This is a genomic window from Ignavibacteriota bacterium, assembly GCA_016218045.1.
GTDB lineage: Bacteria > Bacteroidota > Ignavibacteria > SZUA-365 > SZUA-365 > JACRFB01.
Genome location: JACRFB010000052.1, coordinates 42,640 through 63,624, shown reverse-complemented (window position 1 = coordinate 63,624; position 20,985 = coordinate 42,640). Strand labels below are relative to the sequence as shown.

Genomic DNA, 20,985 nt, shown 5'->3' with positions numbered 1-20,985 from the left:
CCATCGTTATGCACTCCTTCCCCGCACGATTCATTACCTTCGAGGGCATCGACTCCTCGGGCAAATCCACGCAGTGCTCTCGCACGCGTGCCTGGCTCGAAAAACACGACATTCCGCATCTCTTTGTCCGTGAACCGGGAGGCACGACGGTGTCGGAACGCGTGCGCGACATACTTCTGGACCGGGACCATCACGCGCTGCGGCCTGTTGCGGAACTGCTGTTGTTTTCCGCCGCGCGGGCGCAATTGATCGAGGAGGTCATCCGCCCCGCCCTCGCGCGCGGCACGAGTGTCATCGCGGACCGTTTTCTCGACTCGACCACCGCCTATCAGGGTCACGGGCGCGGCATCGATCTGTCGTCCATCGCCGAAGTGCACCGCCTCGCCACGGGCGGGCTGTTGCCGGACATCACCTTCCTGCTCGACATCGACGTGGCCGAGAGCAGACGGAGACGCGCGGCGCAGGGCCGGGACGACGACCGCATGGAAGCGGCTGACGAGGAATTCTTCGCGCGGGTCGCCGCTGGCTACCGCAGTATCGCGGGCGCCGAACCCTGGCGTATCTCGCTCTTCGACGGCCGCGACAATCCCGACGCCATATTCGACCGCATTGAACGAATTCTCAGACACACCTACTTCGAATGACACGTCCCATGCCCAAACTCCCCCGCAGGTACCGTCGCCGCGCGAAGGCCGTTGTACTCGCCTGCGCGACCCTCAGCGTGCTGCTGTTCCTGACCGGTTTCCGCGGCCGTCCCGACGATCCGTCCTCCATCGCGCGCGGCATGTCGCTGCTGGGCCGCGTGTATCAGGAAATCGCCGGGAACTATGTGGAGCCGGTGCAACAGACCCAGTTGATGAAGGCCGGAATAAAAGGGATGCTCTCCACACTCGATCCGTATTCTTCGTTCATCGATGAACAGGAGCGCGCCGATCTCGACATGCTGACCTTCGGCAAGTATGGAGGACTCGGCATTTCCATCACCAATCGCGCGAGCAAATACCTGATCTCCGCCGTTGTGGACGACGAAGGCCAGCGGCTTATTCCCCTGCGCATCGGCGACGAAATTCTGCGCATCGACTCGATACGTGTGGAAGGGGTAGCCGGCCTCGATCTCCGCCGTTTCCTGCGCGGACCCGCGGGCAGCGCCGTCCGTATCGTCGTACGCAGGCCCGGGCATGCCGGCGTAAAAAACCTCGATCTCACCCGTCGCGATATTCCGGTCCGCGGCATGGCCTTCTCCGAACGGCTCGACAACGGCGTGCTGTACATCAAGCTCGACCGCTTCACCCACTCCACGTCGAGCGAAGTGCGCGACGTGCTCGCGCCCTTCCTTCAAACACGCGACGCACGTGGTGTGATCATCGACCTGCGCGACAACAGCGGCGGACTCCTCGACGCGGCCGTGCGTCTGCTCGAGTATTTCGCCCCGCGAGGCAGCATCCTCGTTTCGACGCGCGGAAGGCATCCCGCCTACACGCGCGAGTACCGCTCCGCCGAAACCCCTCTCAGCGCCGATATACCGCTGGTGGTGCTCGTCAACGGCAACAGCGCGAGCGCAAGCGAGATCGTCGCCGGCGCCGTTCAGGATCTTGACCGGGGTGTCATTGTCGGCACGCGTACGTTCGGCAAAGGACTCGTGCAGAGCATTCTGCCGCTCGACGGCGAGAACCAGCTCAAACTGACAACATCCAAATACTACACACCGTCTGGGCGCTGCATTCAGAAGAGTGATTTCGGAAAGCGTGGACCCGAAGGTGTACTGCCGGACATGGGTGCCGACACGCAGCAGGTGTACCGGACACTCGTGAAGCGCCGCCTCCTGCGCGGCGCGGGCGGCATCGAACCCGACGTGACACTCGCAGACGATTCCCTCCATCCGTTTGTTCGGCAGGTATCACAAAGCGGTGCTTTGCTGGTGTTTACCGCCGAACGCATCAATCGCCTGAATCTGCGCACCGTGCCGTCCATGGAAAACTCGATGCGTGACGCGTTCAGAAAACACATCGACTCGATGAAAACATTTGCGGAAACCGATGCCGAGGCCGCATCACGAAAATTGCTCACCGCCCTGCAGGACGAGGGCTACGGACACAAGACGGTGCAGCAGGCCGAGGCCCTTGCCGCTGGTCTGCGCGCAGCGCGTCCGAATCGTGTCGAGTTTTTCTGGGCGCATCTTGCCCGACTGCTTCGCAAGGAATTCGCCTTTCAACTCGGCGGATCCAAGCTGCGTTTCCGCACGACGCGTGATTCCGACATTCAATTGCAGAAGGCGCTTGCGCTGCTCCGGGATCCCGCCTCCTACGAAGTCGCGTTAAGCCAGGCGCACTAAAACGCGGTGCCGCGGGGGAGGTATCCATCGTTGGCCGACACCTCCCTGAGCCGTTTCCCGTCTACCAACAGCGGGAGTAGCCGCTGCATGTGTACGAGCAGTGAATCGAGCCGCTCCGCTTCGGTACGGAGTTCCAGCAGCCGCTGCCTGCCGAGCAGATCGAGGCCGGCTTTCTCGGCCATCGCATAGGAGATGCCGAGCCCGAGTGTCTCGTCCATGCGGAGTTTCAGATCCTCCTGTCCGGAAAACACCGCGTCGATGATGCTGTTGTAGGCTTCCGCGGCATCAAGACGCAGACGCTCCGGCACCTCCGAGGCCGTGTCGGTAAACAGTTCGACCACTCCCTCGAAGTATCCGGCGGGCGCCTCGTGATAGTCCGTCACCGTGTAACGGTCCACGCCGCGCACAACCACGTCGAAACTCCCGTCGGGATAACTGCGCGAAACACGCTCGACCTCCGCCGTGCAGCCGACAGGATGCATGTAGCGGTCCTGTAGAAGATTGATTCCGAACACGACGCCCTCCGCGATCGAAGCGCGGATCATCGTCTTGTAGCGCTCCTCGAATATGTGCAGGTGCAAGCGCGAATCCGGAAAGAGGACCAGACCCAGAGGAAAGAGCGGGATCGTGCGTGTGGGTTCGGACATGAGCGGGGAAAAAAGACGGCGTCCGGCTCCACAAGGAAACCGGACGCACGTGGACGGAATATTCGGATTACTTGGTCTTGAATTTCAGGAACTGCTCGTTGATGCGGCCCCAGTGCAGATTCGCGAGAAAATTGTCGATGTATTTTGCGCGGCCCGGGCCGTCCTTGTGATAATACGCATGCTCGAACACGTCACAGGCGATGAGCGGAATGCCGCCCCAGATCGCGCCGTACTGATGTTCGTCGACAAGCACGTTGAGGAGGCGGCCCGAGTAGAGCTGATCCCACACGAGCAGGCCCCAGCCGCTCAATTTTGCAGCGACAGCGGCCGCCTTGAAGTCGGCCTTCCATGCGTCGAACGAACCGAAGTTCTCCTCGATGGCTTTCAGCACGTCGGGTCCTTTGGAGGGATCGCCGTCGCCGCCGAGGTTGTTCCAGTACAGATCGTGCAGAAGCGCGCCCGAGTGGTTCCAGGTCAAGCGACGTTTGAGTTCGCCGATTTCGCTGTAGTTGCCATTTGCCGCGGAGCGGTCGGCGGTCTCGAGAGCCGCTTCGATCTTGTTGAGGAAGGTCACGTATCCTTTGTGATGCGTGTTGTAGTGCCAGTCCGACGTTTCGGGCGAGACGACATCCTTCAGCAGGGTCTTCGCTTCTTCATCCGAGTAGGGCCTGGGATTGAACTTCCATTCGTACGCCATGTGAATCCTCCGAGATATAAACGTGTGGTGTGTGAGTGTCGGTATCGTACGGAAAACGGGGTCCGTCGTGGACCCCGCCTGTGTCACACCCCGAAGGAACTCCCGCACCCGCAGGTACGGACCGCATTCGGATTGTTGAAGACAAAGCCCCTTCCGTTCAGACCGTCGGAGAAATCGAGTTCCGTGCCGCCGAGATAGAACAGGCTCTTGGCATCGATCACGAACTTGATCCCCTTCAACTCCATCACCGCATCGGTCTCACGGATTTCTCCATCGAAGCCGAGGGAGTACGAGAGCCCGGAACAGCCGCCGCCCTTCACGCCGATGCGCAGGCCGTAGGTGTCGGGAATGTTGTTGTCCTTCATGATCGACTGGATCTCGGCAGCCGCCTTTTCAGTCAGCGTGATTTCCTGGCCGGTTTCGGTGAGCATATCAGACATGGGAATTGCCTTTCAACTTGTGTGTGACTGATCGCGCAGAGCGCTCACATCATCAAACACCAATTATGCCGCGGGAGTTTCCGCCTTTTTCTCTTCCGCCTTTGGAGGATTCAGATACTCCTCCATGTGCAGGATCCACACGTTCGGTGTTGCGGGTACGAGGATGCCGGCCGTCTCGAGGGCGCGGATCACGGCTTCACCGCGCGCATCACTCTCACGCGATCCGATGTCGACCTTGTGTTTGTCGCGGTAGTAATCCCGCACCGCATACTGAAAATCGCGGTAGAACATGTTGGAACGATGGAACACCGGGTAGCCGGTTTCTTTCATGAATGCAAGGATTTCCTTCTCCTTGCCGGTGATGGGAGGGACGTTCATGCGAGGTCCGGAATGTGTGTGAGATGAACGGAATTGATCGTCAGGATTGGCGTCCGCCTGCAAGTCAGGCAGAAGCGGAAAGCACGCGGCGGAACTCATCGAGTGCGGTTTTCAGATCCGATTCGCCGCTCGGGCGACCGAAACAGATACGCAAAGTAGCGGCGGCGTCTTCGGCAAACAAACCAACGGCCGTCAACACGCGCGATGGTACGGCCTCGCCGGATGCGCAAGCGGACCCGCTCGAGATGGCGATGCCGTTCAGCGCGCGGAGCAGACGGTCAGCCCTGCGGCCCGGAAATGTCACGGATGTCGCACCGGGCAGACGCTGCACAGGATGACCGTTGATACGCACGGACGGCTCGATCTCTCGAAGGCCGGTTTCGCAGCGGTCGCGCAGCGTGCCGAGACGCGACATCTCGTCTGGAAGTAGCGCGCGAGCGAGTTCTGCGGCTCTCCCGAAACCGACGATGGCTGGAACATTCAGGGTTCCGGCGCGCAGACCTCGTTCCTGGCCCCCGCCCTCCACAATCGGATCGAGGTGTACGCGCGGCCGTCCGGGCCGTATGAACAGCGCCGCGGCGCCTTTGGGGCCGTACATCTTGTGTGCACTGAACGTCAGCAGATCCGCGCCGAGAGCCGCCACGTCGAGAGGGATCTTGCCCGCGCTTTGCGCCGCGTCTGTATGCAGAAGTACCCCGCGCGCGTGGCACAGCGCGGATATGAGCGGCAGATCCTGCACCGTTCCGATTTCGTTGTTCGCGTGCTGGATGCTGACAAGCGTCGCGGGGGCATCGAGAGCCCTCTCCAGCGCCGCCACATCGAGACGACCCGATCCGTCGTTTGGAATCGTGACAAGCTCGGCCCCGGAACGCACCAGCGCCTCGCAGGCGGCTCGAACGGAACTGTGTTCGATAGAACTCGTGATAATGCGCCCGCCCGCCTTCCCCGCGGCGGTGTACACGCCTCGAATCGCGAGATTGTTCGCCTCGGTTGCGCTTGCGGTGAAGATCACATCGCCCGGATCGGCGGCGATGAGTGAGGCAACACGATCGCGGGCACGCCGCACTGCATTGCCTGCCTCCCAGCCGTAGAAATGCGGACTTCCGGTATTGCCGAAGTTCACGGAGAAATACGGCAGCATTTCCTCGAGCACCAGCGGATCGACCGGGGTCGTGGAGAGATAATCCAGATATATGGGTGCTGTCCGGGGCATGGCTACATGTGATTGTGGAAGGAAAATACCCCCGCCGCCGGCCCTGCGCAACGCACTCCGGCCGCTTTGTTTCCCCGCCAACATTTACGTACTTTTTGTGATGATTTTTTCCGGAGAATCGTGCTGAATCTCGCCATATTCGCCTCAGGAAACGGCTCCAATTTCCGTTCCATACACCGGGCTGTCTCCGAAGGACGGCTTGCGGCGCGTATTGTGCTGCTCGTGACCGACAAGGCCACGTGTGGAGCAGTGACATTTGCGACTGCCGAGGGCATACCCACGCGGATTCTCACCTCCGAAGACCTGTCCTCACCCGCCCGCGGCGCAATTCTCCTGGAGGCAACACAACGGCACGGGGCCGATTTTATTGCCCTCTGCGGTTATCTGAAACTTCTGCCCGCCGAATTCGTGCGCGCCTTCGCGAACCGCATTCTCAACATCCACCCCGCCCTTCTGCCTGCCTTCGGCGGGAAGGGCATGTACGGGACGCGTGTCCATGTCGCCGTTCTGGAGTCGGGCGCAAAATTTTCCGGTCCGACAGTCCATCTTGTCGATGAAGAATACGACCGCGGTCCCATCGTCGCCCAGCGTGTTGTGCCCGTGCATGACGACGACACGGTGGAAACGCTCGCGGCGCGTGTCCTCACCGAAGAACATCTCCTCTATCCCGCAGTCCTGCAGGCCTTTTCGGAAGGCCGTGTGACTGTCAGCGGATCACGTACCTACATTCTGGAGCACCCTCGCACATGATTTCGACCGCGCTGCTCAGCGTTTCCGATAAAACGGGACTTCTCCCCTTCGCGCAGGCACTTGCCGGGAAAGGCATTCACCTCATCTCAACAGGCGGCACGCACGCAATGCTCGCCGGCGCCGGCGTTCCCGTGACACGCATCGACGATGTGACCGGGTTCCCGGAAATCATGGACGGACGCGTCAAAACCCTGCATCCGAAGATTCACGGCGGACTGCTCGCCCGGCGCCCCGTCGCGGAACACATGGCGCAGGCGCATGAACACGGCATCGGAATGATCGACCTCGTGGTCGTGAATCTATACCCCTTCGAAAGGACCGTCGCCTCGGGTGCGCCGCTCGAGGAGTGTATCGAACAGATCGACATCGGCGGACCGTCAATGCTCCGTTCCGCGGCAAAAAATTTCGAAAGTGTCACGGTGGTGTGTGATCCCGCCGATTATGAGAGCGTCCTGTCTGAAATTCTCCGAGACGGAGACACGGATCCCGCGACACGGGCGCGTCTTGCGCGGAAGGTGTTTGCGCGCACCGCGGCGTACGATGCCGCCATCGCAACACACCTCGAGAACTCCTCCGTCGGCGACGGCACCCTCCCCGCCACGCTGCGTTTGTTGCTTCCGCAGAGTATGCCGCTCCGCTACGGCGAGAATCCGCATCAGAGCGCAGCGTTGTACGGCGACTTCGACGGCATCTTCGAGAAGCTGCACGGCAAGGAACTGTCGTTCAACAACATCGTCGACATTCAGGCAGCCGCGTTGCTCGCCGAGGAATTCGAACATCCTGCGGCAGCGATCATCAAACACACGAATCCCTGCGGCTGCGCCATTGGTGCTTCCGTCCTCGAGGCCTATGTCGAGGCGCTTACCACCGACACTGCATCCGCCTTCGGCGGTATCGTTGCGGTGAACCGCGTGATCGACGCCCCCTTCGCCGAAAAACTCAACGAGATTTTTCTCGAGGTGCTTATCGCACCCGATTACACCGACGACGCACTCGCGCTGCTCATGCAGAAAAAGGACCGCCGGCTCCTCCGTCAGCGCGGCGCGGTGCGGGAGCGCCTGAAGTACGACATCAAAACAGTCGCCAACGGCTGCCTCTGCCAGACCGTTGATACCGCGGTCGAGGATCCCTCCACATGGAAATGTGTCACGCGCCGCGCACCAGACGCTCGCGAGCTGGCCGCACTCGCTTTCGCGTGGAAGGTTGCCAAACACGTGAAGTCCAACGCGATCGTGTACACCAATGACATTAAAACGCTCGGCGTGGGCGCGGGACAGATGTCGCGCGTCGACAGCAGCACCATCGCAGTGATGAAGGCGAAGAAGGCGGGACTCCCGCTCGACGGATCCGTCGTCGCTTCCGACGCGTTTTTCCCCTTTGCCGACGGTCTGCTCGAGGCCGTCGCCGCAGGCGCGACAGCAGTCGTGCAGCCGGGCGGCTCGGTCCGCGATCAAGAAGTGATCGACGCCGCCGACGCCCACAACATCGCGATGCTCTTTACGGGCATCCGCCATTTCAAACACTGACCGGAACACGGAAGGCCCATGGGCTTGTTTAGCGTATTCTCCAACGACATCGCCATCGATCTCGGAACAGCCAACACCCTCATCTGGGTGAAGGGCAAGGGCGTGGTTCTCAGCGAACCATCCATCGTGGCGTTCGACATCAATACAAAAAAAATCATCGCCATCGGCAACGACGCGCGCGAGATGCAGGGCAAGACGCATCGCGACCTTCAGGTGATCCGCCCGATGCGCGACGGCGTGATCGCGGACTTCGAAATCGCCGAGGGTATGCTGCGCGCCTTTATCAAGAAGATTTCGAATAGCTGGGTCCCGAGCAGGCGCATTGTCATCTCCGTGCCGAGCGGCATCACCGAGGTCGAGAAACGCGCGGTGCGCGACAGCGGCGAACACGCGGGCGCGAAGGAAGTGTACCTTGTTGCCGAACCCATGGCGGCGGCCATCGGCATCGGACTGCAAGTCGACGCACCCGTCGGCGACATGATCATCGACATCGGCGGCGGCACGACCGAAATCGCCGTGATCGCGTTGAGCGGTATTGTGCAGGAGGAATCGATCCGCATCGCGGGCGACGAACTCAACAACGCGATCATCACGCATTTCAAGAAGAATCACAATCTGCTCATCGGTGAGCGGACGGCCGAGATCATCAAGTGCGAGGTCGGATCCGCCGTGCCCCTGAAGCAGGAGCTTGCGGTACGCGTGAAGGGCCGCGACCTGGTCGGCGGTCTTCCCACCACGGTTGAAGCGTCCTCATCCGAAATTCGCGAGGCCCTCGCCGAACCGATCGGCATCATTGTCGAAGCCGTCAAAGCCACGCTCGAGCGCACGCCGCCGGAACTCGCGGCCGACATCCTCGACCGCGGCATCATGCTCACAGGCGGCGGAGCGCTGCTCAAAGGACTCGACGCGCGCATCCGTCAGGAAACCCACCTGCCTGTACACGTCGCGGAAGATCCGCTCACAGCCGTCGTGCGCGGCGCGGGCGCGATCATGGAGAACTTGCCGAAGTACAGCAAGGTCATTCTCAAGGGCAAGAAGTACTAACCGATCGGGCCGCGATGCAGCGTCTACTCCGCCTGCTCGAATCTCTGAGGGACTATCTCGTCGCCGCCGGGCTCTCGCTCGTGTCGATCGTGCTGATCGCCAACAGCGACGGCCCCCAGGTGCAGGTGCTTCGCGCGGGCGCGCTCGCCGTCTTCGCCTCGGCGCAGACACCGACGAGCTGGCTCGCGTCGCTGTTCACAGCGCGCGACGAGATACGCACCATGCGCACCATCAACATGGAGTTGATGGAGGAAGTGATGCAGCTCCGCCGCCTCAAGCAGGAAAACGACGAATTGCGTTCGATGGTGGGATTCAGCCAGCGATCACAACATCAGCTTGTTCCCGCCGAGATCGTCGGGAAAAGCACGGCGCCAGGGCAGTCGACAGTCACGCTCAACGTCGGATCCGACGACGGCGTGGCGGCGGGCATGCCTGTCGTTCATGAACGCGGGCTCGTCGGCAAAGTGATTTCAACCAGCGGCGGCTACTCGATCGTGCAACTGGCCACGAGCAAGACGTTCCGCGCAACCGCGAAGATCGCCCGCACACGTGTCGACGGGATCATCGGCTGGGAGAGCGGCGCGTCGCTGCTCCTGTTCAACGTGTTGAAAACGGCGGACGTCGTTCCAGGCGACACCATCGTGACGTCCGAGTACTCGAACACGTTTCCCGCCGAAATACCGATCGGAGTGGTCCTGTCGATCGGACCCGGCGAGCGCGGCATTTTCAGCCGCATCGACGTCAGCCCCGGTGTACAATTCGAACGGCTCGAACGAGTGTTTGTCATTCGTTACACACGCAAACCGGGTCAAGATGAACTCGAGCAGCGCGTCACGCCGAAGGAGCCGACGTGATGTCGCAGACCGTCCGCGAGATACTCCGCGCTTCCGCCCTTCTGCTCGGTCTGATCCTGCTGCAGGTCCTCTTCGCGCGGTACCTCTCCATCGGCGGCGTTGCTCCTGACCTGCCGCTCGTGGGATTGATCTTCATTGCCCACCGGCTGGGCCGTCTTCCCGCGACAGCATTGGGCTTCGGCGCGGGCCTGATCATGGACCTTGCCTCGGGCGAAGTGGTCGGCATACTCGCGCTCGCAAAAACCCTGACGGGCTTCGGCGCGGGCATCCTGTACGATCCGGAGCGCAGTGAACCGTTTGGACGCCTGCCGCGCTTCATGACGCGTACGGCCGGCCTGGTCTTTTTCCATCAGATCCTGTCCCTCCTGCTGTATTTCCGCACACTCGACACCGATGTGCTGCTGGCGATAGTGCAACACGGTTTCGGCGGCGCCGTGTACACGGCCGTCATCGTACTTATCGTAGTGCTTATCCTGTCGCGGCAGAGCCGTCGCGTCGACATGCAGAAGGCCGTCAATGGATAGCGAGCACTTCTCCTCGTCGCGCCGGGGCATCGTCATCTACGGCATTTTCCTCGCTGGGTTCGCGCTGCTGGGCTACCGGCTGTACCATCTGCAGTTCGTGGAATACGACGCATTCCGCGAACACGCTGCACGCAACTCGCTCCGCCGCATCGCGCGGGAACCGATGCGCGGCCTTATATACGACCGTGAGATGAAGGTGGTGGTGGACAACAATCCGTCGTACACACTCACCGTCACACCGTTCGAGTTCTCGTGGAGCAGCCTTCCCCTCCTGAGCCGCCTCTTCGCCCTCGATTCAAATCTCGTGCGGTACCGCATCTCAAAATCGACACGGAACGCGTTCGAACCCGTCAAGATTGCGCGCGACATCACCTTCGAACAATTGGCGCTGCTCGAGGAAAATCGCGCCGCGCTGCCGGGAGTGAGTTATCTGGTCGAGAGCCGGCGCGAGTACAAGATGCAGGCGCGCATGGCGCATCTCATCGGGTACACAAAGGAAATTTCGCAGAAGCTGCTCGAGAAGAAGGGCCCGTATTATCAACCCGGCGACATCGTCGGATACAGCGGACTCGAGGCCTACTACGAGGATGTGCTGCGCGGTGTGAAGGGCTACGGGTACTACACAGTCGACAGCCGCGGCAAGGTGGTGGAGAGTTTCGAGAACGGACGTTCCGACGAGGCGGCCACGGAAGGATCCGACATCGTGCTGTCGCTCGACATGAAGTTGCAGGATTACGCCGAGCGCCTGCTGCGCGGGCGTCGAGGATCCATCGTCGCACTCGATCCGAGCAACGGCGAGATCCTGGCATTTGCAAGCAGCCCCGATTACGATCTCAAGGATTTGTCCGGCAGAATTTCCTCCGATCTCTGGCGCAACCTCAATGAGGACGAGGGCCATCCGTTATACAACCGTTGTTCGATGGCCGCCTATCCCCCCGGCTCCACGTTCAAAATGCTGCTCGCCGTCGCGGCTCTGCAGGAAGGCATCATCGATGAGAAGACCACCATCCCCTGCCCGGGCTCTTACACCCTTGCGGGCGTGACCTTCAAATGCCACGGCGCGCACGGAAACATCTCGGTCATCCCCGCCATCGAATACTCGTGCAACGTGTTCTTCTACAAGCTCATCTTCAAGCTCGGTTTCGACGCGTGGTCGCGCTACGGAGCGATGTTTCACTTCGGGAGGAAGACCGGCATGGACATCGCGTCGGAAAGTCCCGGCGTGCTGCCAAGCGAGGCGTATTACAACCGCCGATACGGTAAGCGATGGAACAAGGGGTATCTAGTGAGTCTGGGCATCGGCCAGGGAGAGGTGAACACGACACCGTTGCAGATGGCCGCCTATACTGCGACCATCGCGAACGGCGGCACCTACTTCCGTCCCCATGTCGTGCGCGCCATCATCGACAGGACGGCGGGAGGAAAAAAGATGGTGCCGGTGCCGCGCGAGAAGCTGCCCATCGCCGATCACGTGTGGAGTACGGTGCGGTATGGAATGTTCCGCGCGGTGAACGGGAACGGCACGGGATACGCGGCACGCATCGGCGGCGCTCAGGCGGCGGGCAAGACAGGCACCGCGCAAAATCCTCACGGCCGCGACCACGCATGGTTTGTGGGATTCGCCCCGTACAAAAATCCAAAGGTTGCCGTGGCCGTCATCATCGAGAACGGCGGCTGGGGTGGTGATGCGGCGGCGCCGGTCGCAGGATCCATCATGCGGTACGCGCTGTTCGGACCAGGCGCCGGAACCGCGGGAGGCGACAGTCTGCGCGTCGCAACTCCGGACGAGCGGCGCCCCAAAGTCGTTCCCCACCTGGCGGACTGATGCCGAGAAGTATGACCGACAGATCCGGCGGAGGTGTCGACTACCTTCTGATCGCGGCCGTCGCGGTGCTGCTGGCGCTCGGCCTCGTGTCGATGTACAGCGCGACACACGGGACGGAAGTCTTCGTGCGTTTCCAGAAACAGATTGTATGGGCGGTGCTCGGCATACTTCTGTTTGTTGTCGTGCTGCTCTCGCCGGCACGATTCTTCCATTACAGCGCGTACATCATCTACGCCGTCGCGCTGGTACCGCTTCTTCTTGTTCTGCCCTTCGGGAAAGTGGTGTCGGGGAACGCCGGCTGGTTCGGTGTCGCCGGATTCGGAATACAGCCGTCCGAATTTGCCAAGGTCGCGACCGTGATTGCGCTGGCCCGCTTCGTCTCAGACAGCACCACCTCGCTACGCTCGTTTCGTGATCTCGGTATCGCCTTCGCCATCGTGTTTGTTCCCTGGCTGCTGATTTTTATTCAGCCGGATTTCGGAACCGGCCTCGTGTACTGGGCGTTCTTCCTCGTGATGATATTCTGGGCGGGAGCCGATCTTGTCATTCTATTGGCCTTTGTGTCCCCGGTCATCGCCGCGGTGCTCTCCATCTTCGATCTGTGGATGTTCCTCGCGTTCACGATGGTTCTCTCGGTTGTGTTCTACCTTCTGCGCCGAAATATCGGCGTGGCGCTGCTCTTTCTTGTGCTGAACCTCTCGGTTGGCTTCACGGTGCAGTACTTCTACGACCGTCTTCCAGAATACCAGAAGGCGCGTATCGCCGTGTTCCTCGATCCCTCGCGCTCGCCGACCTCGGCCGGCTACAACGTGATGCAGGCGAAGGTGGCAGTGGGATCGGGTGGTTTGACCGGCAAGGGCTACCTGCAGGGAACGCAGACACAGTTGCGGTTCGTCCCCGAACAGTGGACCGACTTTATTTTCTGCGTCCCGGCGGAGGAGTTCGGTTTTATCGGCGCCATCGTCATCCTCTGTCTTTTCGGATTTGTCCTTCACAGGGGGTGGCGAATCGCGCGCGACGCGCCCTTCCGCTTCTCGAGCGCGATGGCCATCGGTATCACGACAGTCTTTTTTGTGCATGTGTTCGTGAACGTCGGCATGTCGCTCGGGCTGCTTCCCGTCATCGGCATTCCCCTGCCGTTCATGAGTTACGGCGGATCCTTCCTCATGACCACGATGATCGCCGCAGCGTTGCTTGTCCACACGGCACTCTACAACACCCGCGGCGAATAGCACCGTTCACGATATTCTTGTCCTCTATCGCATCTTTTTTTTCACCCGCCCGAGCGGTACTTTTGTAAGGATAGAACGGATCATGCCGCACGGCGGCATTCCCACGCGCACATTCCATCCGCACCTCCACTCACCAACACCTTGCGTGGCACATCCCCGCGAGCGTTCCACCGGAGCACACCTCATGTCTGAACAACCACTCACGCTGCAGGATCTCACCAGCGACATGCCCGCGCAACCCGCGTCGGCCTCTCGCATCGAATCGGTGGGCATCATCGGTGGCGGCGTCATGGGCCGCGGCATCGCCCAGACCCTCTCGACGCACGGCCTGAACGTCCTCATCGTCGAAAAAGATTCCGAACGGCTGCAGGCCTGTCTCGACGGCCTCTCCGAGAACATGGACCGCGAAATACAGCGCTGGGCCATGACAACCGGCGAGAAACGCGCCATCCTCTCGCGCATCAAGGTCACCACCGACATCAACGAAATGGCGCATGTCGACTTTGCAATGGAAGCGGTCGACGAGGGCTTCGAATTAAAACGCGACGTGCTGCTGAAGCTCGATCGCGTGGCGGCACCCGGCGCGATCATCGCCTCGAACACATCGACGCTCAGTCTCACGAAGATGGTCCGCGGCGCGGTGCACCCGGGAAAAATCATCGGCCTGCACTTCTCGAATCCCGTGCCGAAAACGCCGCTCTGTGAGATCATCCGCGGCTTCCATACAACGGAAGACACCTTCCGCAAGACCAAGGACTTCATACGCTCGATCGGCAAGACGCCTGTGGAAGTGTACGAGTATCCCGGATTCATCACCACGCGCACCATCATCCCCATGTTGAACGAGGCGATGTACATCCTGATGGAAGGAGTCGCGTCGGCCGAGGACATCGACACCGCCATGCGCCTCGGTTTCAATTTTCAGATGGGTCCGCTTGAACTTGCCGATTCGATGGGTCTCGAGGAGTTGCTCGCGATGATGGAATCGATGTTCCACGAGTTCGGTGAAGCGAAGTACCGTCCCTGTCCGCTGCTGCGCCGACTTGTGCGGGAGCAGAAATTCGGAAAGAAAAGCGGCGAGGGATTCTTCCTGTATGACGAATCCGGCAACCGCATCAAAGAGGAGGCATCCAAATGAACATCCTCGTCGTCAATTGCGGAAGCTCCTCGATAAAGTACCAGTTCATCGAAGCAGAATCGCGCACCACGATGGCGCGCGGTCTCGTCGAACGCATCGGCATGAGCGGCGCGGTGCTCACAAACACGCGCTACGACAGCGACACGATCAAGCTGACGGGTGACATCCTCGACCATGGCATTGCCATCGAATACGTGCTGGCGGTGCTTCTGAGCAAGAATCACGGTGTTATCAAGGACCGCTCCGAGATACACGCCGTCGGGCATCGTGTCGTGCACGGCGCGGAAGACTTCGCCGGTTCCGTGCTGATCACCGACCAGGTCATGCAGTCGCTTCGCGACAACATCGAACTTGCGCCGCTTCACAATCCGCATAACATCCGCGGCATCGTCGCATGCAAGCAGCATCTACCCAGCGTGCCCCAGGTGGGCGTGTTCGACACCGCCTTCCATCAGTCCATGGAGCCGAAGTCCTTCCTGTACGGCATTCCGTACGTGTTCTATCAGAAGTACAAGATCCGCCGCTACGGATTCCACGGCACATCACACTTCTTCGTGGCGAACCGCATGGCGGAGTTGCTCGACAAACCCATCGAGGATCTGCGCATCATCACCTGCCATCTTGGCAACGGCTGCAGCATGGCCGCGGTGAAACACGGACAGTCGATGGACACAACGATGGGCTTCACGCCTCTCGAGGGATTGCTCATGGGCACCCGCTCGGGCGACCTCGATCCGCAGTTGATCCTGTACATCATGGGCAAGGAGGGCCTGACGCTTTCGGAGGCGACCACCCTGCTCAACAAACACAGCGGTCTCATCGGTATCTCGGGCGAGAGCAGCGACATGCGCGAAATCGAGAACGCCATGGTGAAGGGTTCGGCAAAATCAAAAATCGCGTTTGATCTGTTCTGCTTCCGCGTGAAGAAATACATCGGCGCGTACGCCGCAGCGATGGGTGGAGTCGACGCGGTCGTGTTCACCGGCGGCATCGGTGAGAACAGCGTCCGCGTGCGTGACGCCGTGTGTTCGTCCATGGATTTCATCGGCATCGACTTCGATCCCGCGCTCAACGCGGAGGGTCCGAAGGAGCGCATCGTGACACGGCCGGGGTCCCGCGCCGTTGTGGGTGTGATTCCGACCAACGAGGAACTCGTGATTGCACTCGACACCATGGCCATCGTAAACGGGCAGACGCCCCCGACGATGAAAAACATGGTGAAGAACCGGGACCTCGAGCCCCTGTCCTGACGCATCCAATCCGACATGCGCGCGCCCGCACCGCAGTTTTTGTATCCCGCGTTGCGGGCGCGTCCTGTCCGGCGCATACTCATCGTCAAGCTGCGCGCCATCGGCGACGTCCTTTTGTCGACGGTAGTTCTGCGCTCTGTCCGCGCGGCCTTTCCCGACGCGGAGATCGACTACCTGACGGAGGCGCCCGCGCGCGACATCGTCGAGGGGCATCCTGCACTGACTCGGACGCTCATCTTCGATCCGCGGCACGACAGTTTTCTTTCGCTCCTTCGGCAGATATATCGCGCGCGTTACGATCTGGTTTTCGATCTCTTCTGCAATCCCCGCTCGGCACAGATCACCTTCGCGACGCGCGCGCCGGTGCGAGTCGGGTATCCCTTCCGTGGTCGGGCATACGCCTACACCGTCCATGTTCCGGTGCGGTCCGACCGCGTGCACAACACAGAGTTCAATCTCGACGCGCTCGCCGTCCTGCAGATCCCCATTACCGACCGCGCGTTGTCGTTTGCGATCACACCGGATGCCGACCGCTGGGCGGCGGGTCTGCTTGCTCCCTACAGGGCGGAGGGAAAAATGCTTGTCGCCCTGAACCCGAGCGGCACCTGGGAATCGAAGCGCTGGGGACTCGATCATTACGCCGGCCTGGGGGACGCTCTGGCGGCGCGATATAACGCCGTGCCTGTGATTGTATGGGGTCCCGGTGAACACGACGACGCTCTGCGCGTGGCCTCACTCATGCAGGCACCCGCGCTTGTTCCTCCGAAGACGACCCTCAAACAACTGGGGGCGCTGCTCGCGCGCTGCGACGGCATGGTTTCGAACGACACGTCGCCCATGCATCTTGGCGCGGCTGTGGGCATTCCTGTGCTCGGCGTGCACGGTCCGACCAATCCGCATCTGCAAGGACCGTTTAATGCCCTCAGCGCGTGGGTGCGCAATGAAAAACTCGAATGTCTTGCATGTAATTACACGGAGTGCCCCATCGGCAACATGTGTATGACGGAACTCTCCGTCGACACCGTGCTTGCGGCCTTCGATTCCATGCTCGAGAGAGCACGGCATATCCGTGCAGGCGGCGGTGCGGCGCTTTGATTCCACACACAAATCCGCTAGCATCGGTCAGGCAACCATCTCACATCCCGACAGAGCAATGAAACATTCGGCCATAGTCCGCCGCCTCACGCGCGGGCGCATCGTGCTCGCCGCGACTACCCTCCTTCTTGCCTTTATTGTTGCGGCCTGCGACGAGGACACCCCCACCGAAACGCCATGGGTTAAAACCGTCATCACGCAGCCGTTGGCCGGAGAGGTCATCAGCGACTCGACCGTGCGTATCATCGCTTCGGTGACACGCAACTGCGGATGTCTCGCGCAGGCGGAGTTCTGGATCGACGGCAACCACCTGTTCACGGATTTTCTCGCGGACTACTCCTACGACTGGGACGTGCGCGGGCTCAGCGGCGAACATCTGATCGTTGTGCGCGGCATAGTGCCGGGGAAGGCCGAAGACAGCGACTCGCTCCGAATAACGCTCCGATGACGGCCGATCTGCACACAGGCCACAGTCCACACAGCATATGAAATCGGCAGAGGAACACGCCGCGGCCGACGCCCTGATGCGTCGCGAAAAAAACTTTGTCGCGATGACGTCCGTGATCGCGGCAATAGCCCTGACCGGCGGAAAACTGGCAGTCGGCTTGATGACCAATTCCCTCGGCATCCTTTCCGAAGCGGCGCACTCCGGACTTGATCTCGTCGCAGCGGCCATCACATGGATCGCCGTGCGCGCCGCGGATCGACCGCCGGACGAGGATCACAATTTCGGGCACGGGAAGATCGAGAATCTTTCCGCACTCGTTGAAACGCTGCTGCTCCTGCTCACCTGTGTGTGGATATTGTACGAAGCGGCCGACCGCCTGCTCGGAGGCGGACATCCGGTCGAAGTGACTTACTGGTCGTTCATCGTCATCATCGTGTCGATCGTGATCGACTTCAGCCGCTCCCGCGCACTCTCGCGCGTGGCGCGGAAGTATCACAGCCAGGCCCTCGAGGCCGATGCGCTGCATTTTCAGACGGACATCTACAGTTCGTTTGTGGTGCTGATCGGACTCGTGAGCGTGCTCCTCGGATACCCGGCGGCAGATGCCATCGCCGCCCTGCTCGTCGCGGCCATCGTAATCTGGATCAGCCTGCAGCTCGGGAAACGCACCATCGATGTGCTCCTCGACCGGGTTCCCGCCGGCATGCAGGCCACACTGACGGATGGCATTCGCGGCGTTGACGGCGTGCGCGACGTGCGCTCTCTGCGGCTCCGTCAGAGCGGTGCGCGCACTTTCATCGACACGGTGGTAGGAATCGATCGGCGGAACACCTTCGACGACGTGCACCGCATCATGGACGACGTGGAGGCGCGTATCGCCGAACTGGTTCCGCGTTCCGACGCGATTGTCCATGCCGAGCCGGCCATACACGAGAACGAGGCCGTGCAGGACAGCGTCGCCTGGCTCGTACAGCGCCACGGCGTACGCGCGCACAACATCCTCGTGCTGCGCGCCGACGAGCGACTGCACATCGAACTCGATGTCGAGTATCCGTTCGGGACCGATTTCGACAAGGCCCACGCGCTCGCAAGCGTAATCGAGAGGGATATTCTCGAGGCCATTCCCCGTGTCGAGGACGTGCGCGTCCACCTCGAAATGGAGGCGGGCGGTATCATCGAGGCCGATGATATCACTGGCGCCGAGCCGGATCTTGTCGGAAAAATCACCGCCGTTGCTAAGGCCGACACCGAGGTGCTCGGCTGCAGCGACATACGATGTTACCGCACACATCGCGGCATCAAGGTGGCACTCTCCTGCGTGTGTCCGTCAGCGCTTTCGCTGCAGCACATGCACGACGTGGTCAACCGGGTCGAGACGGCTGTCAGTGCCTGTGATCCGCGCATCGTGAAGGTGTTCATCCACGCGGAGCCGGGTCAATCCTGAGGCGCAAGCCTCCTGTAGCCACCGCGGTGGTAGACGAGCGGGCGCGCGTCCTCGTGCATCAAGTGGAGCGCGGTGACCCTGCCGATGAAGATCGTGTGGTCGCCTGCGTCGCGGCTGTCCACGATTTCCGTGTCGAGATACGCGATGGCTCCCTCGACGACGGGATTGCCGAGCGGAGACGCCTCGGTCTGCACGAGCGTGAAACGTTGATTGTTCGGGGCGCCTGCGAAAACGGTGGAGACGGACTCCTGTCCCTCCGCAAGAATACTGACGGTGTACGCCCCGGCCTGGCTGATAACCTCGTGCGCCGTGGTGTTGCGGGTGATGCAGATAAGCACCATCAGTGGATCGAGCGAGACGGATGTGAAACTGTTCACCGTCAGACCGACCGCGTCACCGTTGCAGCGCGCGGTGACAACACACACACCTGTCGGGAAATGGCTCATTACTTTTTTGAACTGTCGTATGGAATCGGACATGGCTGTACCTCGACAGTGTAACACTCGCCGTCGCCCATTGGTTCAACACGCGTCTCCCACACGCGGAAAGACAAGGCGGAGGGCCCCCGCGGGGCCCTCCAACCATGCGAACTATATGTCGAACTTTATTCCCTGCGCGAGCGGGAGTGTTGTGCCGAAGTTGATCGTGTTTGTCTGCCTGCGCATATAGGCCTTCCACGAGTCGGAACCGGACTCGCGGCCGCCGCCCGTTTCCTTTTCGCCTCCGAAGGCGCCGCCGATTTCGGCACCGGATGTTCCGATGTTGACGTTGGCGATGCCGCAATCGGATCCGCGGCACGAAAGGAATTCCTCCGCCTCGCGGAGATTGAGCGTGAAGATCGCCGACGAAAGACCCTGCACGACATCGTTCTGTATGCCGATCGCGTTGCGCACATCACCGGAATACTTGAGCAGGTACAGGATCGGCGCGAAGGTCTCCTCCTGCACGATCGCGTAGCTGTTCTCGGCCTCCATGATGGCCGGGCGCACATAACAGCCCGATTCGTAACCCGGACCTGACAGCACCTCTCCCCCGCTCAACAGTGTGGCGCCCTCGTTCTTCGCCGACTCGATGGCCGCGGTAAACATGCCCACGGCTGCGGTGTCGATGAGGGGTCCGACATGATTCGATGCATCGAGCGGATTGCCGATACGTAGGGCGCGGTAGGCGTTGACGAGCGCGTCCTTCACGCGGTCGTAAATGGATTCGTGTACAATGAGGCGCCGGGTGCTGGTGCAGCGCTGGCCGGCCGTACCTACTGCACCGAACACCACTGCAGGGACGGCGAGAGCAAGGTCGGCGTCCGGTGTGAGAATGATCGCGTTGTTTCCGCCCAGCTCGAGGATGGCGCGGCCGAAGCGGCGGGCAATGGCCTCGGCGGCATGACGGCCGACCGACGTGGATCCGGTGACGGAGACCAGCGGCACGCGCGAATCGTTCAACATTTTTTCGCCGATGGTGGAGCCCTTGCCGATGATCAGCGAGAAGATGCCCTCGGGAAGGTTGTTCTCCGCGAGGACTTCGGCCACAATATTCTGGCACGCGATCGCGGTAAGCGGCACCTTCGACGAAGGTTTCCAGAGGTTCACGTCGCCGCACACGGCTGCGAGCATCGCATTCCACGACCACACGGCGACCGGGAAATTGAAGGCCGAGACCGTGGCCACAATGCCGAGCGGGTGGTACTGGTCGTACATGCGGTGATCGGGACGCTCGGAATGCATCGTGAAGCCATAGAGCTGCCGCGATTGCCCCACGGCGAAATCGCAGATGTCGATCATCTCCTGCACCTCGCCGAGGCCCTCCTGCAGCGACTTGCCCATCTCGAGCGAGACGAGCGTCCCGAGCGGCTCCTTGAATGCGCGCAGGCGGTTGCCGATCTGTCGCACGATCTCTCCGCGTTTCGGCGCGGGAATGTCGCGCCACATGCGGAAGGCCGCCGTTGCCGTCGCGACTATGTGTTCGTAGTCCGCCTCCGAGGCCTGGTATACCGACGCGATGTATTCGCCCGTCGCGGGCGAGCTGATGCGCAGTTCACCCTGGCCGCTGCTTGCAAGCCACAGACGTCCAGTCGATGCGCCGGGATTTTTGTCTTTGATACCGAGTGTTTCGAGAAGGTTCATGGGTGCTCCGTTCTAAGGATAAAAC

Annotated in this window: 21 protein-coding genes; 14 read left to right on the top strand and 7 right to left on the bottom strand. The window is 61.1% G+C overall.

Features of this window, described 5'->3' with window-relative positions:
• The first annotated feature begins 8 nt into the window (after window positions 1-8).
• Window positions 9-644 carry a dTMP kinase gene (gene tmk, locus HY962_13440; protein ID MBI5647928.1) on the top strand — a complete coding sequence of 212 codons (636 nt, stop codon included), beginning with the start codon at window positions 9-11 and terminating at the stop codon, window positions 642-644.
• A gap of 8 nt (window positions 645-652) precedes the next feature.
• Complete coding sequence (locus HY962_13435; GenBank protein MBI5647927.1) at window positions 653-2,332, top strand: S41 family peptidase; 1,680 nt, start codon at window positions 653-655, stop codon at window positions 2,330-2,332.
• Here the strand turns inward: HY962_13435 and HY962_13430 are convergent.
• From HY962_13430 to HY962_13410, 5 genes are all read right to left on the bottom strand, one after another.
• Complete coding sequence (locus HY962_13430; GenBank protein ID MBI5647926.1) at window positions 2,329-2,979, bottom strand: LON peptidase substrate-binding domain-containing protein; 651 nt, start codon at window positions 2,977-2,979, stop codon at window positions 2,329-2,331. The two genes, HY962_13435 and HY962_13430, sit on opposite strands and share 4 nt — an antisense overlap.
• Before the next feature lie 67 nt (window positions 2,980-3,046).
• Window positions 3,047-3,676, bottom strand: coding sequence for a superoxide dismutase (locus tag HY962_13425; GenBank protein MBI5647925.1), 630 nt, complete (start codon window positions 3,674-3,676; stop codon window positions 3,047-3,049).
• A gap of 83 nt (window positions 3,677-3,759) precedes the next feature.
• Window positions 3,760-4,107 (bottom strand): iron-sulfur cluster assembly accessory protein, encoded by a 348-nt coding sequence (locus tag HY962_13420; protein ID MBI5647924.1) that lies wholly within the window; start codon window positions 4,105-4,107, stop codon window positions 3,760-3,762.
• A 72-nt stretch (window positions 4,108-4,179) separates the two neighbouring features.
• Window positions 4,180-4,494, bottom strand: a complete 315-nt coding sequence (locus HY962_13415; GenBank protein MBI5647923.1) for a hypothetical protein — start codon at window positions 4,492-4,494, stop codon at window positions 4,180-4,182.
• A gap of 64 nt (window positions 4,495-4,558) precedes the next feature.
• Window positions 4,559-5,707 carry a cysteine desulfurase gene (locus HY962_13410; GenBank protein ID MBI5647922.1) on the bottom strand — a complete coding sequence of 383 codons (1,149 nt, stop codon included), beginning with the start codon at window positions 5,705-5,707 and terminating at the stop codon, window positions 4,559-4,561.
• A gap of 120 nt (window positions 5,708-5,827) precedes the next feature.
• Between HY962_13410 and HY962_13405 the strand changes: the two genes are divergently transcribed.
• The 12 genes from HY962_13405 (at window position 5,828) to HY962_13350 (ending at window position 18,837) form a co-directional block, all read left to right on the top strand.
• Window positions 5,828-6,457 (top strand): phosphoribosylglycinamide formyltransferase, encoded by a 630-nt coding sequence (locus HY962_13405; protein ID MBI5647921.1) that lies wholly within the window; start codon window positions 5,828-5,830, stop codon window positions 6,455-6,457.
• Window positions 6,454-7,983, top strand: a complete 1,530-nt coding sequence (gene purH, locus HY962_13400; protein ID MBI5647920.1) for a bifunctional phosphoribosylaminoimidazolecarboxamide formyltransferase/IMP cyclohydrolase — start codon at window positions 6,454-6,456, stop codon at window positions 7,981-7,983. Before HY962_13405 ends, purH begins: the two co-directional genes overlap by 4 nt.
• Before the next feature lie 18 nt (window positions 7,984-8,001).
• Window positions 8,002-9,027 carry a rod shape-determining protein gene (locus HY962_13395; protein ID MBI5647919.1) on the top strand — a complete coding sequence of 342 codons (1,026 nt, stop codon included), beginning with the start codon at window positions 8,002-8,004 and terminating at the stop codon, window positions 9,025-9,027.
• Between the two features lie 14 nt (window positions 9,028-9,041).
• Window positions 9,042-9,881 (top strand): rod shape-determining protein MreC, encoded by an 840-nt coding sequence (gene mreC / locus HY962_13390; GenBank protein MBI5647918.1) that lies wholly within the window; start codon window positions 9,042-9,044, stop codon window positions 9,879-9,881.
• Window positions 9,881-10,405 (top strand): rod shape-determining protein MreD, encoded by a 525-nt coding sequence (mreD, locus tag HY962_13385; GenBank protein ID MBI5647917.1) that lies wholly within the window; start codon window positions 9,881-9,883, stop codon window positions 10,403-10,405. Before mreC ends, mreD begins: the two co-directional genes overlap by 1 nt.
• Complete coding sequence (gene mrdA / locus HY962_13380; GenBank protein ID MBI5647916.1) at window positions 10,398-12,230, top strand: penicillin-binding protein 2; 1,833 nt, start codon at window positions 10,398-10,400, stop codon at window positions 12,228-12,230. Before mreD ends, mrdA begins: the two co-directional genes overlap by 8 nt.
• A gap of 11 nt (window positions 12,231-12,241) precedes the next feature.
• Complete coding sequence (gene rodA, locus HY962_13375; protein MBI5647915.1) at window positions 12,242-13,462, top strand: rod shape-determining protein RodA; 1,221 nt, start codon at window positions 12,242-12,244, stop codon at window positions 13,460-13,462.
• A 184-nt stretch (window positions 13,463-13,646) separates the two neighbouring features.
• On the top strand, window positions 13,647-14,600 hold the full coding sequence (locus HY962_13370; GenBank protein MBI5647914.1) for an NAD(P)-binding domain-containing protein: 954 nt from the start codon (window positions 13,647-13,649) through the stop codon (window positions 14,598-14,600).
• Entirely contained in the window at window positions 14,597-15,850 is a 1,254-nt protein-coding gene (locus tag HY962_13365; GenBank protein MBI5647913.1) for an acetate kinase, read from the top strand. Before HY962_13370 ends, HY962_13365 begins: the two co-directional genes overlap by 4 nt.
• 15 nt (window positions 15,851-15,865) lie before the next feature.
• Complete coding sequence (locus tag HY962_13360) at window positions 15,866-16,945, top strand: glycosyltransferase family 9 protein (protein MBI5647912.1); 1,080 nt, start codon at window positions 15,866-15,868, stop codon at window positions 16,943-16,945.
• A 58-nt stretch (window positions 16,946-17,003) separates the two neighbouring features.
• Complete coding sequence (locus HY962_13355; protein ID MBI5647911.1) at window positions 17,004-17,393, top strand: Ig-like domain-containing protein; 390 nt, start codon at window positions 17,004-17,006, stop codon at window positions 17,391-17,393.
• 37 nt (window positions 17,394-17,430) lie between these two features.
• The gene (locus HY962_13350; GenBank protein ID MBI5647910.1) at window positions 17,431-18,837 is read left to right on the top strand and encodes a cation diffusion facilitator family transporter; all 1,407 of its coding nucleotides are present in this window, start codon (window positions 17,431-17,433) and stop codon (window positions 18,835-18,837) included.
• Here the strand turns inward: HY962_13350 and HY962_13345 are convergent.
• Both HY962_13345 and HY962_13340 read right to left on the bottom strand, forming a co-directional pair.
• On the bottom strand, window positions 18,828-19,316 hold the full coding sequence (locus HY962_13345; GenBank protein MBI5647909.1) for a flavin reductase family protein: 489 nt from the start codon (window positions 19,314-19,316) through the stop codon (window positions 18,828-18,830). The two genes, HY962_13350 and HY962_13345, sit on opposite strands and share 10 nt — an antisense overlap.
• Window positions 19,317-19,427: 111 nt before the next feature.
• Window positions 19,428-20,960 (bottom strand): aldehyde dehydrogenase family protein, encoded by a 1,533-nt coding sequence (locus HY962_13340; GenBank protein ID MBI5647908.1) that lies wholly within the window; start codon window positions 20,958-20,960, stop codon window positions 19,428-19,430.
• Window positions 20,961-20,985 lie beyond the last annotated feature (25 nt).